This window comes from Microbacterium testaceum StLB037 (assembly GCF_900104345.1).
GTDB classification, from domain to species: domain Bacteria; phylum Actinomycetota; class Actinomycetes; order Actinomycetales; family Microbacteriaceae; genus Microbacterium; species Microbacterium testaceum_A.
Genome location: NZ_FNJN01000001.1, coordinates 246,859 through 261,851, shown reverse-complemented (window position 1 = coordinate 261,851; position 14,993 = coordinate 246,859). Strand labels below are relative to the sequence as shown.

Annotated in this window: 16 protein-coding genes; 3 read left to right on the top strand and 13 right to left on the bottom strand. The window is 71.1% G+C overall.

Annotation, left to right across the window (positions count from 1 at the left end):
• Positions 1 to 34 precede the first annotated feature (34 nt).
• The 11 genes from fliG to BLS25_RS01075 form a co-directional block, all read right to left on the bottom strand.
• Positions 35 to 1,114, bottom strand: a complete 1,080-nt coding sequence (gene fliG, locus BLS25_RS01125) for a flagellar motor switch protein FliG (RefSeq protein ID WP_081349639.1) — start codon at positions 1,112 to 1,114, stop codon at positions 35 to 37.
• The gene (gene fliF, locus BLS25_RS01120; protein WP_074694139.1) at positions 1,111 to 2,745 is read right to left on the bottom strand and encodes a flagellar basal-body MS-ring/collar protein FliF; all 1,635 of its coding nucleotides are present in this window, start codon (positions 2,743 to 2,745) and stop codon (positions 1,111 to 1,113) included. The genes fliG and fliF overlap by 4 nt, the downstream gene beginning before the upstream one ends.
• Before the next feature lie 2 nt (positions 2,746 to 2,747).
• Positions 2,748 to 3,068 (bottom strand): flagellar hook-basal body complex protein FliE, encoded by a 321-nt coding sequence (gene fliE / locus BLS25_RS01115; protein ID WP_056226977.1) that lies wholly within the window; start codon positions 3,066 to 3,068, stop codon positions 2,748 to 2,750.
• Positions 3,068 to 3,460 carry a flagellar basal body rod protein FlgC gene (flgC, locus tag BLS25_RS01110; protein WP_074694138.1) on the bottom strand — a complete coding sequence of 131 codons (393 nt, stop codon included), beginning with the start codon at positions 3,458 to 3,460 and terminating at the stop codon, positions 3,068 to 3,070. Before flgC ends, fliE begins: the two co-directional genes overlap by 1 nt.
• The gene (locus BLS25_RS01105; protein WP_056226973.1) at positions 3,457 to 3,804 is read right to left on the bottom strand and encodes a flagellar basal body rod protein FlgB; all 348 of its coding nucleotides are present in this window, start codon (positions 3,802 to 3,804) and stop codon (positions 3,457 to 3,459) included. Before BLS25_RS01105 ends, flgC begins: the two co-directional genes overlap by 4 nt.
• 164 nt (positions 3,805 to 3,968) lie before the next feature.
• Positions 3,969 to 4,244: a hypothetical protein gene (locus BLS25_RS01100; RefSeq protein WP_074694137.1), complete on the bottom strand. Its 276-nt coding sequence runs from the start codon at positions 4,242 to 4,244 to the stop codon at positions 3,969 to 3,971.
• A 7-nt stretch (positions 4,245 to 4,251) separates the two neighbouring features.
• Positions 4,252 to 4,638, bottom strand: coding sequence for a flagellar export chaperone FliS (fliS, locus tag BLS25_RS01095; RefSeq protein ID WP_056226969.1), 387 nt, complete (start codon positions 4,636 to 4,638; stop codon positions 4,252 to 4,254).
• Positions 4,639 to 4,659: 21 nt separating this feature from the next.
• On the bottom strand, positions 4,660 to 6,024 hold the full coding sequence (gene fliD, locus BLS25_RS01090) for a flagellar filament capping protein FliD (RefSeq protein WP_074694136.1): 1,365 nt from the start codon (positions 6,022 to 6,024) through the stop codon (positions 4,660 to 4,662).
• Between the two features lie 101 nt (positions 6,025 to 6,125).
• Positions 6,126 to 6,953, bottom strand: coding sequence for a flagellin N-terminal helical domain-containing protein (locus tag BLS25_RS01085; protein ID WP_056226951.1), 828 nt, complete (start codon positions 6,951 to 6,953; stop codon positions 6,126 to 6,128).
• Between the two features lie 145 nt (positions 6,954 to 7,098).
• The gene (locus BLS25_RS01080; protein WP_143017784.1) at positions 7,099 to 7,971 is read right to left on the bottom strand and encodes a sigma-70 family RNA polymerase sigma factor; all 873 of its coding nucleotides are present in this window, start codon (positions 7,969 to 7,971) and stop codon (positions 7,099 to 7,101) included.
• A gap of 131 nt (positions 7,972 to 8,102) precedes the next feature.
• On the bottom strand, positions 8,103 to 8,837 hold the full coding sequence (locus tag BLS25_RS01075; protein ID WP_074694135.1) for a hypothetical protein: 735 nt from the start codon (positions 8,835 to 8,837) through the stop codon (positions 8,103 to 8,105).
• Positions 8,838 to 8,987: 150 nt separating this feature from the next.
• Here BLS25_RS01075 and BLS25_RS01070 point away from each other — a divergent pair, with 150 nt between their 5' ends.
• Entirely contained in the window at positions 8,988 to 10,484 is a 1,497-nt protein-coding gene (locus BLS25_RS01070; protein ID WP_176786290.1) for an MFS transporter, read from the top strand.
• Positions 10,485 to 10,539: 55 nt separating this feature from the next.
• Here BLS25_RS01070 and BLS25_RS01065 read toward each other — a convergent pair whose 3' ends face one another.
• The gene (locus tag BLS25_RS01065) at positions 10,540 to 11,310 is read right to left on the bottom strand and encodes an SDR family oxidoreductase (protein WP_176786289.1); all 771 of its coding nucleotides are present in this window, start codon (positions 11,308 to 11,310) and stop codon (positions 10,540 to 10,542) included.
• 147 nt (positions 11,311 to 11,457) lie between these two features.
• Here BLS25_RS01065 and BLS25_RS01060 point away from each other — a divergent pair, with 147 nt between their 5' ends.
• A complete protein-coding gene (locus BLS25_RS01060) occupies positions 11,458 to 12,780 on the top strand; it encodes a bifunctional o-acetylhomoserine/o-acetylserine sulfhydrylase (RefSeq protein ID WP_056226943.1) in 1,323 nt (440 codons plus the stop codon).
• Between the two features lie 136 nt (positions 12,781 to 12,916).
• Here the strand turns inward: BLS25_RS01060 and BLS25_RS01055 are convergent, their stop codons facing one another.
• Positions 12,917 to 13,615 carry an SDR family NAD(P)-dependent oxidoreductase gene (locus BLS25_RS01055; RefSeq protein WP_056226941.1) on the bottom strand — a complete coding sequence of 233 codons (699 nt, stop codon included), beginning with the start codon at positions 13,613 to 13,615 and terminating at the stop codon, positions 12,917 to 12,919.
• 116 nt (positions 13,616 to 13,731) lie between these two features.
• Here BLS25_RS01055 and metX point away from each other — a divergent pair, with 116 nt between their 5' ends.
• Positions 13,732 to 14,937, top strand: a complete 1,206-nt coding sequence (metX, locus tag BLS25_RS01050) for a homoserine O-acetyltransferase MetX (protein WP_056226939.1) — start codon at positions 13,732 to 13,734, stop codon at positions 14,935 to 14,937.
• Positions 14,938 to 14,993 lie beyond the last annotated feature (56 nt).

Here is a 14,993-nt window from a genome sequence, read left to right as displayed (position 1 = left end):
CGACCGCCACCGGGGAGGACGATCGGGGTACCGGTCACTCGATGAGCTCGTCGTCGTCCTCGCGCGAGAGGGTGATCTCTTCGGCGGCTTCGAGTTCGCGGATGACGCGGACGACCTCGGCGCGCGCCTCGTCGACCTGCCGCATGCGGACAGGCCCCAGCGCTCGCGTCTCCTCCTCGAGGTTCTCGCGGTTGCGCTCGGTCATGTTGCGGCGGATCACCTCGCCGATCTGCTCGTCGGCGCCCTTCAACGCGAGGGCGAGGACCCGCAGGTCGATCCCGCGCAGCACGCGTTGGGCGTCGCGGTCCTCGAGTCGCGCGATGTCGGCGAAGGTCAGCATCCGACTGCGCACCTCTTCGGCGAGCACGTGATCGCGGTCGTCGAGCCCGGCGAGCAGCGCCTTCTCGAGGGCGGTGTCGGATCGGTTGATGATGTCGACCAGCGGTTGGACGCCGCCGATGGCCTCGTGCGCCTCGCGAATGCCGAACACGCCCGTGCGCGCGCGCAGCGATTCGGCGACGACGGTGATCGCCTCCTGCGAGGCGACGCCGAGCTCCGCGATCGCCTGGGCGACGTCGGTGCGCAGGGGATCCTGCAGAGCGGCCAGCACGGCCGCCGCCCGGTCGGCCCGCAGGTTCGCCAGCACCACGGCGACGGTGGTCGGCATCTCGCCGTCGAGGATCGTGGCCAGCTGCGTCGGATCGGCGGCGTTGAGGAAGTCGAACGACACCACCCCCTGCGACAGGACGCGACCGACCATTCCCACGGCCTTCTCGCGGCCGAACGCCGTCTCGAGCAGTCCCGTGGCGAACTGCTCGCCCCCGCGGCTCATGAGCGATCTGCCCGAGGCGATGCGGCGGAAGTCGGCGAGAGCGTCCGCGGTCGCGGCCGTGTCGACGCTGCCCAGCTGGGCGAGCTCGCCCGCCAACAGCTCGGCGCGTGCCTCGCCGAGGTGGCGCAGCACCTCGGCGCTGGTCTCGCGATCCATGTTGAGCATGACGATCGCTGCTTTCCGCAGCCCCGAGAGGGGGGTGCGGGTGACGGCGAGCACCTCGGTCACGGCGGTGGGCGCGACCTCGGCGACCGCTTCGGGGCGGGAGTCGAGCAGGCTCATACCATCGCCTCATCCATCATGTTGGCGAGCGCCTTCGCGGCGTTCTGCGGGTCGCTCTTGGCCAACTGCTCGACCTCGCGTCGACGCTGCTCGACCAAGACCTGCGGGGCTTCGGGCTCTTCCTCGATGTCGAGGAGTGTGGGGAGGACCTTGGTCGGCGGGACGGCGGGGAGGGCGATCGGCTCGGCGAGGCCCTTCAGGGTCTTGAGCTTCTGCTCCTCGGTCTCGGTCATCGACGCGAAGTACTCGATGGGCCCGTCCTCGGTGTACAGCGTGCGGCGCTTCATCCGCCGCCGCACCAGCAGGGCGACGACGACGATGACGGCGGCCAGCACGATCGACCCGCCGATGATGGCGGTGCGCACGATCTCCGACTGCACCTGCGCGGCCTTCTCGTCCTCCGCAGCCTGGAGGGCTGCGGCCGCGGCCGCGGCGGCGCTCTGGCTGAAGTCGACGAACTCCACGGTCACCGTGTCGCCGCGCGCGGTGTTGATGCCGGCGGCGTTGGAGACGAGGGCCTGAACCTGTTCGGCGGTCACCCCCTGCACCGAGCCGCGGTCGAGCGCGATGCTGACGGTCTGGCGGGTGACTTCTCCGGCCGGGGTGGTCGTCTTCTCGGTCGTCTTGTTGACGGCGTTGTTCCGCGTGGATTCCTCGGACTCGAACGACCCCGAACCGCCGGCGTCGGGCACGGCGATGTTGTCGGGGCCGAGGATCCCGGTTCCCCCCGCCTGTCCGCCGGTCGAGGTCTGCGTGCGGGTCTGCTCGTTCGTCATCACGCCGCCCTCGGGCGCGGTGTACGTCTCGTCCATGCGCTCGGAGGTCGAGTTGGCGACGTCGGCGCTGACGCTGACGGTGGCGTTGCCGGGTCCCACGATGGTCTCGAGCATCTTGGTCACCGATCCCGCGACCTTGGCCTCGTGATCGGAGGCCTGCGTGCTGGCGGAGTCGGTGAGGCCCTGTCCCACGGCGGCGAGGACGCGCCCTGACTGGTCGGTCACCGCGACGTCCTCGGGCGTCATCCCCGGGATGGAGGCACTGGTCAGATGCACGATCGCGGCGATCTGGTCGTCGTCGAGACTCGACCCGCCCTGGGTTTTGAGGAAGACGGATGCCGTGGGGTGCTGCTTGTCGGCGACGAACACGCTCTGCTCGGGAATGGCCAATTGCACGGAGGCCGCGGTGACCCCCGACATCGCGCCGATCGTCGCCGCGAGCTCGCCTTCGATCGCGCGCTTGTAGGTCACCGACTGCTGGAATTCGCTCGCCGTCACCCCCATCTTGTCGAGGAGGGTGTAGCCGCCGGTGTTGTCGGTGGGCAGCCCTGCGGCCGCGGCCGCCAGTCGCTGCGGGTAGACCTGGGCGTCGGGGACGAGGACCGTCGCTCCGCCCTCGGTCAGTTCGTAGGCGACCCCCGCCGACTTCAACTGCTCGACGACGGCGGACGCGTCGCTCGGGCTGAGGCCGGTGAACAGCGGACTCATCTGCGGTTTCGCGAGCCAGCTGCCCAGCGCGATAACGCCCATGACGAGCAGGGCGGCGCCGATCACGGCGATCGTGCGCTGGGCGACGGTGAAGCCGGCGACGATTCTCTTGAGACGCTCGAACGAGTTCGTGAGCAGGCGCGGCACGGTCAGGCCTGCATCCGCATGACGTCGTTGAACGCGGCGACGCCGCGATCTCGGACGGCGACCATGAGGTCGAGCGTGACGCCGGCGCGCGCCGAGGCCAGCGTGGCCTTGTGGATGTCGTCGAGGTCTCCGGTGACGGCCTGCACGGCGAGCTCGTTCGAGGTCGACTGCAGGGTCTGCAGGTTCTCGACCGCGGAGGCGAGCGAGGTCGCGAACGACGCTCCGCCGACGCCGGCCGAAGCCGGGGCGGCGGTCTGCTCGAAGCTCAACGGGCTCAGGGGCGTCACGCCCACCGCCGCGGTCGGGTCGATGGCAAGGCTCATCAGCTTCGTCCGATCTGCAGGGCCGCTTCGTAGCTGGTCTTGGCGCGGTCGATGACGGCGGCGTTCGCCTGGTAGCCGCGCTGGGCGAGGATCAGCATGCTCATCTGGTCGCCGAGGTCGACGTTCGGGTACTGGACGTAGCCGTTCTCGTTGGCGTAGGGGTGCTCGGGTTCGTAGACGAGGCGCCCTTCCGCCGTGGAGTCGCGCACGCCCGTGACGTAGACGCCGGGTGTCCGGCTCCCCTCGGCCACGGTGACGTACTTCTCGCGGAACATGTCCTGGCCCGCGGGGGTGGCGGTGTTGACGTTGGCGATGTTGTCGCTGATGGCGTCCAACCACTTGCGGTGGGCCGACAGGCCCGTCCCCGCGATGCCGATCGCGTCGAAACTCATGCGGAGGCCTGCCCGATCGCCTTGGTGATGGATGCCGCTTGGCCGCTGAGCGCTTGGGCGGCGAACTGGTAGCGCAGCACCGTGTCGATGTTCGACATCGTCTCGGTGTCGAGGTTGACGTTGTTGCCGTTGAGGCGGGTGGGCTCCAGCGATCGCTGCACGATCGCCTCGACACGTCCGGAGCCCTGCTCGACGGCGCTCTTGAGCCGGTCCTCGAACGACACGCGCTTGGCGTGGTAGTCGGGGGTGTTGACGTTCGAGATGTTCTCGGCGATCGCGCGCTGCCGGATCGACAGCGCGTCGAGGGCGCTGGACAGCGCGGTTGAGGTGACGGATTCGAGCACGCGGCACTCCGGTCGAAAGCGAGCCGATCCGTGGCCAGGCGATGAGCGATCCGTGCTCGGCCCCGACTATCGCGACGCGAACGCCCCGGCGTAACCGCGAGCGTCGGATGCGGAGGGATGCCGTCCCGCCCCGCCACGGCCCTGTCAGGCGCGGAGCGACCCGGTCACCCGCGCACGTCGAGGTAGACGGGTCCGCTCGTCTGCGTCGGGGGGATCCGCCGGAGGGTCGCGAGCTCGCGCGCGACCTCGGCGCGGGCGATGCCGACCGCTTCGATCTCGCGGAGTTGCCGCTCGAGGATCGCGCGCGCGCGAGCGACGAGGTGCTCGGGCGGAGGACCGGCGGGGCGCGCGAAGGCCTCGGGGACGTACTCGTCGCCGCCGTCGAGGGCGCGCTCGAAGGTGTCGAGGAGTGCGGCCCAGGCCACGACGTCGTCGGTCACGAGGGGGTCACGAGACCGTGAGGGCGGCGGCCGCGGCGTGCCAGGCGTCGCGGAGCGGGGCGATCAGGGTCGCGCACTCCTCGGTCGCCGCTTCGTCTCGGCCGACGTTGGCCACGATGAGGCGGCCCGTGATGTAGGTGTAGAGCCCGCGCAGCCCGTCCGACCCGTCCCAGTTCGCGTCGAGCGAGCCGCTGAGTTCGGCGATGATCGCCTGGGCGTGCGTGAGGTACGTGCCGGCCGAGGGCCAGTCACCGGCGGACTGGGCGACGCGCGCGCGTTCGACGTCGACGAGCAGCCGGTCGTACAGCATGGTGACCAGACGCTCGGGGGTCGCGGACGAGACCTGCTGCTCGAGGTATTCCTGCTGCGCACGGGCGAGGGTGGTGACGGGCATCGTTCTGTCTCCTGTTCGCGGTTACTTCGACGACGGGGTGAGGGCGGCCAGCTGCGAGGTGAGCCACGACGACTGCGACTGCAGTCCCGATAGGCGCACCTCCATCGCGGAGTACGTGCGCTCGAGCGTGGCGCGCCGCATGTCGAGCCGGAGGTCCATGCGCTCCACCTGCTGCTGCAGCGTCTTGACCTCCGTCTGCTGACCGGTGATCCGCTGCGTCAGCAGGCCGTCGTACTTGTCGGAGTACTGCGCGGTGGCCGCCTGGACGCGATCCGAGACGGCGGAGAAGACCGCCTGCGTGCGGGCGGGATCGGCCGTCATCGCCGCGGTGAAGGCGTCCTGGTCGAAGGTGAGCGTCCCGGCCTTGTCGACGCGGATGCCGATCGTCGACGGCGAGATCCCGTCGACGGGGCTCTGCACGGCGCCGGCGAGCGCGCCGCGAAGGGCGCGCACCGTGCTGTCGCCGGTGAACACGCCCAGCGTCGTCGCGGCGCCCGGGGCGGCGACGGTGGCTTTGGACCCGTTGTCGATGCGGGTCAGCAGGGCCGCGATGTCCTTGACGAACGCGGCCGCGGTGTCGGATTCGGCCTTCGGGTCGGCGGCGACCGTGATCGTCACCGGCTGCGCCGACACGGCGCGCACGGTGACGTCGATGCCCTCGCCGATCCCGGTGAAGGTGTTGGTCGAGCTGGTGACCTTCTGCTCGGCGGCGGTCCCCGCGAACAGGCGGATGACGGCATCGGTCCCCTGTGCGACGATCGCGGCGCCCGCCTCGGTCGCGACGTCGGGTCCGGTTCCGGCGGCGACGTCGGCGGCGCTGCCGCGGTGCAGGGTGAAGGCGGCATCCGCCCCCGTCGTGCTCGCGGTGATTTGCACGCGCGACAGCGGCTGGCCGTCGGCCCCTCGGCCGCCCGGCACCACGGTGGCGGTGACGCCCGCGCCCGCGGCGTTGATCGCGGCGACCAGATCGCCCGGCGCGCTGCCGGTCGGCGAGATCTCGGTCGCCGTGCCGTCGGCGGCGACGAGCGTGAACGGTCCGCCGAAGGCGTCGGCTGCGCCGGGAGCGGTGACGACGGCGTGGGCCACGGCGAGGGTGTCGACCACGACGGCGGTCGAGAACAGGCGGGCCTTGTCGCCGGCCGTGACGGTGACGGCGTCGGCCGAGCTCGTCGCCGTCAAGCGCGCGAGCGAGGTCGCCGAGGCCGCGGTCTTCGCCTTGTCGGCCAGGCTCTGCAGCGAGGTGTTCACCGACTGCAGATTGCTGATGATGGTGGTGCGGTCGGTGATCTTGTTCGTCACCAGGGTCTTGGGGATCGCCGCGACGCTCATCAGCGCGTCGATGACCTCTTTGGTCTTCAGACCGGATGCCAGACCGTCGATGTTCATGGTGTCTTTCGTCTTCCGTCTGTGCAGCGATCCCGGGTGAAGCGACGCCCGGGCGAGAGGAATCCCCCGCCCGGGCGTCGCCGGCGCGTCAGCGCTGCGGATCAGCGCAGGAGCTGCAGGACGCCCTGGCCCGACTGGTTGGCCTGGGCGAGCATCGCGGTGCCCGCCTGAGCCAGGATGTTCGAGGCCGTGTACTTGACCATCTCGGCCGCCATGTCGGTGTCGACGATGCGGCTCTTCGCGGCGGACAGGTTCTCGGCCGAGACCTGCAGCGAGTTGATGGTCGACTCGAAGCGGTTCTGCGCCGCACCGATTCCGGCGCGGGCGGTCGACACGTTCGTGATCTGGGTGTCGATGGCCGCGATGGACGTCGCCGCGTTCGCCGCCGTGTCCACCGTCAGTGCCCCGACCGTCGCACCGAGGGTGCTGAAGTCCGTGAGCGTGACCGAGATCTGGTCCTCGGCGGCGACGGCACCCGCGCCGACCTGGAAGGTCAAGGCGGCGTTGTCACCGTTGAGGAGCTTGATTCCGTTGAAGTTGGTGCTCTCGGCGACGCGCGTCAGCTCCTCGCCCAGGGTGTCGATCTCCGTCTTGATCGCGTCGCGCGACGCGGGGTTGTTGGAGTCGTTACCCGCCTGCACCGCGAGATCGCGCACGCGCTGCAGGATCGAGTGGACCTGAGTCAGGGCGCCTTCCGCGGTCTGGATGACCGAGATGCCGTCCTGGGCGTTGCGCGCGGCAACGTTCAAGCCGTTGACCTGCGAGCGCAGGCCCTCGGAGATGGCGAGCCCGGCGGCGTCGTCGGCCGCACGGTTGATGCGCTGACCGCTCGAGAGTTTCTCGAGCGACTTCGACACGTCGTTCTGGTTGACCGACAGGTTGCGGTACGCGTTGAGAGCACCGACGTTGGTTGCGATCTGAAGACCCATGTTGTTCCTCCGTGGATGGGGTGTTCGAAGCGGGGCCGTCCGTGGCCCCGCACCCCCCACCATCGCGACGGGGCGGGCCGGGCGTAACCGAGCTGTGCGAAGAACTCCGCGGGGCCGCCCGCTCGGCGGCATCCGGTCGGTCGGATCAGGCCGGCAGCGCCAGTCCCGCCAGCTCCGCGCTCGACGACGCGGCCCCCTGCAGGGCCCGGCCCGACGGCACCGGCGCGGAGCCGAAGACGCCGTCGAAGAAGGCGGCCTTCGTGGCCGTCGAGCGATCCGGCGTCGTGCCGTTCTCCCACGCGTCGAGGGCCTCGCGCATGAGTCCGAGACCGATCCGTCGAAGCTTCGAGACGTAGGCGTGGCTGACCGCGAGATCCGCGGCGACGTCCTTGACCATCCGCTCGTCGAGGTAGACCCCGCGGATGACCTGGCGCATCTGGTCGGGCAGGGCGTTGACGATGCGCTCGAGCATGCGCTGCTTCTCGGCCTGTTCGACGGCGTGCTCGGGCAGGATGACGCTGTCGGTGAGGTCGGCGACCTGCCGGGAGTCGTCGTTCTCGAACTGCACCTCGAAGCTCGTCCCGGTGCGGACCATCTCGTCGAGGACCCGCATCTTCTCCACGACCTCGGCGTCGAGGCCCGATTCGGCGGCCAGCTCCGCCACGCTCGCGGCCCGACCGGTTCGCACTCGCACGAGCTCGTCGGCGACGCGCACCCGCTCGATCTTCTCGCGACTGCGCTCGCCCGCCGGGTCGGCGGCGCGCATCTCGTTGAGGATCGCCCACGTGATCTTCGTGCGCGCGTACGCGCCGAACGGGATGCCGCGTGCGGGCTCGTACTCCATCGACGCGGTGGCCAGGCCCAGGTACGCCGCCGAGAGGAGATCGTCGAGATCGACGTGCTGCGCGCTGCGCGCCTTCTCGACGGCGAGGTACTTCGCCAGGGGCAGGTTCTCCCGGGCGAGACGCTCCGGCGACATCGGGGTCTCGGACTCACGGGGGGCAGTGACGCTGCTCAACACGGGGGCTCCTGCTTTTTGCTCGTTTACAAGCAGAAACTAACACACTCCGAAACCGCTCCCCGCCCCGGGTCCCGGCCCCGGGGTTCAGGCCGACGCGGGACGTCGCCGTCGGGTCGCGGCGAGCGCGCTCAGGACCGCGCCATCACCCGGAGATCCACGACGGTCACGGGCGCCTCGCCGATCGGCACGGTCGCGAGACGGGGGTTCCAGATGACGAGCGGAGCCCCCGCGTCGACGTGGCACTGGTCCTCCGCCAATCCCGAGCGCGCGCGGAGGCCGTGCCGGTTCAGAAGGCGCGAGAAGCGCTCCCGCTCGTTCCATCGCCAGCCGCGCACCGGACTCACGAGCACCCCCGCCTGCACGCGTGGGAACGACGGGCGGGCGAACGCGCGCGCATCGCGATGGAACTGCTCGAACGCCGCGTCGCACCCCTCCTCCTCGAGGGCCCGGGTGACGCGACGCACGTCGTGGTCGAGGCGCACGAGGGCGGCACGCGTCCCCACGCGCATGGTGGCCGCGAGCGTCAGGACGAGCCGGGAGTACGGCCCGAGCGTGCTCACGCGGCCCCAGGCCACGCCGCGATGCGGGATCATCCCGTGCGCGCGCAGCCAGCGGTCGAACACCGCGTCGGCGTGCGACTCCGATCGACCACCCCCGAGGAGGCGGGACTCGTCGGCCAAGCGCGCGGAGACCATCCGAGCGCGTAAGGTCGGTGCCGGGGAGCCGGGGTCGGCGAACTCGCGCAGGGCATCGGCGGTCGCCAGCTCGTTGAGCCGGGCGAACCGAGCCACCATCTCTGCGGCGGTCATGCCGGAGCGCAATCCCGCTCCGTCCACCGCCACGGCCCGCGCGTCCCACCCCATTCGCGCCAGCTCCTTTTTGCACGTTTACGAGTGAACGTAGCACGCTCCATGACGGCTGCCGCGCCGCGACGGCGAGAGGCGCCCCGCACGCGCTCCGCGGCGCATCCCCCCGCGTCGTCGACCCGGTGCCCGCGGTGTTACTCTCACGCCATGTCGCGCGTCTCCGGCGCGGTCGCACGGGTGCGCACCTCCGCGCTCGGGGTGACCGCGGGTCTCATCGGCTGGTTCGTTCTCGTGGAGCTGGCCAGTGGCATCCTCCAGGGTTTCTACATCCCCCTGTTCCCCGAGATCGTCACGCACCTCGGGATCCGCGACGCCGACATCAACTGGTTCGAAGCGGCCCAGCTCCTCGTGTCGGCCCTGGTCCTCCCCGTCCTCGCCAAGCTCGGCGACATGTTCGGGCACAAGCGCATCCTGCTGCTCTCGGCGATCGCCACCGCTCTCGCGAGCTGGGCGCTGGTGTTCGCCGACTCGTTCGCGACCTTCCTCGTGGCGTGGGCGTTCCAGGGGTTCTACGTCGTCTGGCTGCCTCTCGAGATCGCCCTGATCTTCGACCGCGGACGCCGCCAGCAGCGCGGAGTGTCCCAGACGCGCCGTGCCGCCGGACTCCTCGTCGTCGGCCTGCAGTTCGGCGGCATCCTCGGCGCCCTCGCCGCCGGTCGCTTCTTCGCCGCGAGCGGGGGCGACCTCCCGCTCTCTCTGGCGATCCCGGCCGTCGTGGTGACCCTCATCAGCGTCGCGATCTGGCTCGGGGTGCCCGAGTCCGAGCGCTCGAGCGAGCCGCGCCGTCTCGACGTCGGCGGCTTCGTCATCCTCGCCGGTGCTCTGCTGTTCATCACCGGGGCGCTGTCGTTCGTGCGCCTGCCGGCGGGCCCGGGCCCCCTCGTCATCGGCGGCCTCCTCGTGGTCGGTGTGATCCTCGGCGCGCTCTTCGTGCGCTACGAGCTACGCCAACCCGATCCGGCCATCGACATCCGCATGCTCCGGCGTCCCGAGATGTGGCCCGTGCAGGCCACCGCCTTCCTCGTCGGGATCAGCCTGCTCGGGGCTCAGGGGCCGCTCGTCACCTACATCGGCACCGACCCCGCCCTCGGCTACGGCCTGGGCCTCGACGCGACGCAGCGCTCGAACGTGGTCGGCGCCTACCTGCTCTCGCTCATCGTCGGCGCCGTCCTCTTCGCCGTCACCTCGCGTCGCGCGAGCCCGCGCGTCATGCTCATCGGGGCCGCGGCTCTCGTCGGTGTCGGGTACGCCCTCCTCCTGCCCCTGCACGACCAGCTGTGGCAGGTGCTGCTGAGCCTCGGCATCGCGGGTCTCGGCGCGGGCGCCCTGGTCGCGGCGATGCCCGCCGCCGCCGCGGCGGCGGCTCCGCGCGGACAGACGGGCGTCGCCTCGGCGATGACCAACACGACCAAGACGATGGGCGGCACCATGTCGTCCGCGATCTTCGGCGTGGTGCTGGCCGGCGGTGCGGGAGCCGCGATCGGAACCGCCGCACCGTTCGCCGGCTACGTCACCGTGTGGATCATCTGCAGCGCGGGCGGCCTGCTCGCCGCCGTGCTGCTGTTCTTCGTCCCGAAGGTCGCGTTCTCCGACGCGGCGGAGGTCGAGGTCACCGCCACCGCGGCGCGCGGAGAGGTGGGCTGACCCCGCTACCGGGCTGCCTTCCGCCGCTGTCGACCGCGGCGCGGTCGCCCCCGGGTCAGCGCGTCGTCAGGGGCCCGCGCGCGAGCAGGTGCTGCGCGGACTGGGCCACGGGACGCAGGGTGACCAGGTCGAGGTTCACGTGACCGGGGGCGTCGAGGGCGTACGCGATGACGTCGGCGACGTCGTCGGCCAGGAGCGGCGCCTCGACACCCGCGTACAACTTGTCGGCGGCTTCCTGATTTCCGCCCAGGCGGTTGAGACTGAACTCCTCGGTGCGCACCATGCCCGGGGCGATCTCGATGACGCGCAGGGGTTCGCCGTTGAGCTCCTGACGCAGAGCGTGCACGAGCATCGCCTCGCCCGCCTTGGCCGCGTTGTACCCGCCGCCGCCCGGGTAGGCCGTCTGTGCGGCGGTCGAGGTGACGAAGAGCAGGTCGGCGTGGCCGCCGGCATCGGCGGCCGAGCGCAGGAGAGGCAGAAGGGATGCCACGAGCCGCTGCCCTGAGAGCACGTTCGCCTCGAACATCCAGCGCCAGTCCTCGGGGTCGCCGTCTTCGACGCGGTCGCTGCCGCGCGCCCCTCCGGCGACGTGCACGAGCGCGTCGAGTCCGCCGGTCTCGCGCAGCCAGGTCGACAGCCCGGCGACGTCGGCGGCGTCGGTCAGGTCGGCCGCGTGCGCGACGACCCCGGTCTCGGCCTCGAGGGCCGCGAGGCGGTCCGCGCGACGGGCGACGCCCACGACCTCCCACCCGCGCGAGCGCAAGAGGCGCGCCGTCGCCTCTCCGATACCCGAACTGGCCCCGGTCACCACTGCGCGTCGTGTCATGGCATCCACGCTATCGGTCCCCTCCGACACCGGACCGCGGCGCGGTGTTACGGCCCGTGTCCCCATCGGTTGTCGGTGTCGGAGGCTGTCCCTACGCTCGCAGCAGGCCACGGCGACCGCCCGGCCTCCAGAAGCTGAGGAGCAGTCATGTCGGTACCCGAGAACTGGCGTTTCGAGACCAAGCAGATCCACACCGGCGCACAGCCCGACCCGGTGACCAAGGCCCGCGCCACCCCGATCTACCAGACCACCTCGTACGTGTTCGACAACGCCGACCACGCCGCGAACCTGTTCGCGCTGGCCGAGTTCGGCAACATCTACACGCGTATCCAGAACCCCACGCAAGACGTCGTCGAGCAGCGCGTCGCGGGCCTCGAGGGCGGCACCGGCGCCCTCCTCGTCGCCAGCGGACAGGCAGCCGAGACCTTCGCCGTCCTCAACATCGCGCAGGCGGGCGACCACATCGTCTCGTCGAGCTCGATCTACGGCGGCACGTACAACCTCTTCAAGTACACCCTCGCCAAGCTCGGCATCGAGACGACCTTCGTCGAGAACCAGGACGACCCCGAAGAGTGGCGCGCGGCGGTGCGTCCGAACACCAAGCTGTTCTTCGCCGAGACCATCGGCAACCCCAAGATCAACGTGCTCGACATCCGCTCCGTCGCCGACATCGCCCACGACGCCGGGGTGCCGCTCATCGTCGACAACACGATCGCGACCCCGTACCTCATCCGCCCCTTCGAGCACGGCGCCGACATCATCGTCCACTCGGCGACCAAGTTCCTCGGCGGGCACGGCACCACGATCGGCGGCGTCATCGTCGACGGCGGAACCTTCCCCTGGTCCGAGAACTCCGAGCGCTTCCCGGGCCTGACGACCCCCGACCCCTCGTACCACGGCGCGGTCTACACGCAGGCGGTCGGCGACGGCCTCGCCTACATCATCAAGGCGCGCGTACAGCTGCTGCGCGACCTCGGAGCCTCGATCTCGCCGCAGAGCGCGTGGCAGCTCATCCAGGGCATCGAGACCCTGTCGCTGCGCATCGAGCGCCACGTGCAGAACGCGCAGGAGATCGCGGAGTGGCTCGAGTCGCACCCCGACGTCGCGACCGTCAACTACTCCGGTCTGCCGACCTCGCCCTGGTACGCCGCGGCCAACAACTACGCCCCCAAGGGCGTCGGCGCAGTGCTGTCGTTCGAGCTGAAGGGCGGCGTCGAGGCGGGCCGCGAGTTCGTCAACTCGCTGAGCCTGTTCAGCCACCTCGCCAACATCGGCGACGTGCGCTCGCTGGTCATCCACCCGGCGTCCACCACCCACTCGCAGCTCACGCCCGAGCAGCAGCTCACCGCCGGCGTGACCCCGGGCCTGGTGCGCCTGTCGGTGGGGCTCGAGAACATCGACGACCTCAAGGCCGACCTCGACGAGGCCCTCGCCGCCGCGCGTCGCCTGTCCGAGGCCGCCCGCGCCTGACCCGCACGCGCCGAACGCCCCGCCCCGGGCTCCCCGGGTCGGGGCGTTCGCGCGTGTGCCGACGCGCGTGAGGGGTCGGAATGTGTCGCCCGGCCGCGTGCGAGGCGACCAGAACCGACCCCTCACGCGGCGGGGGTCACACCTTCTGCCGCGGCCGCAGGCTTCCCAGGCCCCCGTCGACGCCCAGCACCTGGCCGGTCATCCACGCGTTCTCGGGCGCGAGGAGGAACTCCACGGCGCGCGCGACGTCGTCGGGCTCGCCGAGGCGACCGAGCGGGTGCATCGCCTCCGACACCTTGCGCGACATGTCGCTCGAGGTGAGCTTCTCGGTCAGCCGCGTCTGCACGAGGCCCGGGGCCACGGCGTTCACGCGCAGTCCGTGCGCGGCATAGCTCGCGGCGGCCGAGAGCGTCAGACCGATAACCCCGGCCTTCGCTGCGGCGATCCCGTCGTGGTTCGGCAGCCCCGCGAGGGCCGCCGCCGACGAGACCAGCACGACCGCTCCCCCGTCGCGCATGTGGGATCCTGCGGCGCGGACGGCGGCGAACGCCGTGGTCAGCGAGGCGGCGATGAGCTCGTCGTACTGCTCGCGCGAGGTCAGGTGCGCAGGCTTGAGCAGCATCGAGCCCGCGAACACCGCGATGCCGTCGAGATCGCCCGCCTCGCCGACGACGCGGTCCACGGCGTCGAAGTCGGTGGCATCCAGGGTGAAGTCGGGTTCGATCCGCGAGGAGTCCCGCGCGGTGGTCACGACGCGGTGTCCCGCGTCCTGCAGTCGTTTCGCCGTCGCCTGACCGATGTCGCTCGAGGCCGCGATGAGGAGGAAGTTCGCCATGCCCGGATCATGACGACCCCACCCGGGAGGGAACGGGTTCTTGACAAGCACCGTCGCCGTGGTCCGCGACCGTAACAGTCCGGTCGACCCCTCCGACACCGGAGAGAATGGATGCCATGGACTGGCAGATCTCCGAAGACACGGTGCCCTCGGCCCCGGTGACGGAGGCCGACGCCCGGTCCCTCCTCGGCCGCCCTCCCGCCACCGGTGCCTGGCGCGACGGCGACCCGGTCGGCGACCGCCGCTTCGCCGCGTTCGGGGCGTTCGAGACCGAGAGCGGCGAGTCCCTCCCGGCGTTCCGCCTCGCCTTCGAGACGTGGGGCGAGCTCTCCCCCGCGGGCGACAACGCGGTCCTCATCCTGCACGCCCTCACCGGCGACAGCCACGTGCGCGGCGCGGCCGGGCCCGGCCATCCCACGGCCGGGTGGTGGAGCGACCTCGTCGGCCCCGGCGCCGCGATCGACACCGACCGCTTCTTCGTGGTCGCCCCGAACATGCTGGGCGGATGCCAGGGCTCGACCGGCCCCGCGAGCATCGCGCCCGACGGGTACGAATGGGCCTCGCGTTTTCCGTACCTGACGATCCGCGACCAGGTCGCGGCGCAGGCCCTGCTCGCCGATCGCCTCGGCATCGGCAGCTGGTACGCCGTGGTCGGCGGCTCGATGGGCGGCATGCACGCGATCGAATGGGCCGTCGGTCACCCCGACCGTGTGGAGCGTGCCGCGATCCTCTCGGCCCCGCCGATCACGACGGCCGACCAGATCGCGCTGAACTCCGTGCAGATGGACACCGTGAGGGTCGACCCCCGCTTCGCGGGCGGCGAGTACTACGACGCGGGCGACGGCGACGGCCCGCACCGCGGTCTCGCGCTCGCCCGCCGCATGGCCCTTCTCAATTACCGCAGCCCCACCGAGCTCAACTCGCGCTTCCAGCGGTCGTGGCAGTCGGGGGTCAGCCCCCTGGGCCGCGGCGGACGCTTCGCGGTGGAGTCGTACCTCGACTTCCACGGCAACAAGTTCACCCGCCGCTTCGACGCGAACAGCTACCTGACCCTGGTCGAGGCGATGAACTCGCACGACGTCGGCCGCGACCGCGATGGCGTCGAAGACGCCCTCGGCCGCGTCACCGCGACCACGCTGGTACTCGGGATCGACAGCGACCGCCTGTTCCCCATCGACGGCCAGCACCGCATCGCCCGCGGGGTCCCGCGCACGCTCGACGGAGACAGCGCGGTCGTGCTCTCGAGCGACTTCGGCCACGACGGCTTCCTCATCGAGACCGCCGCGGTCGCCGCGCACCTGCGCCGCCTGCTCGCGAGCTGAGCATTCCCGGATGCCGTGAGCCCGCGGCATCCGCGATTTCGGTCGACCCGCGAGCG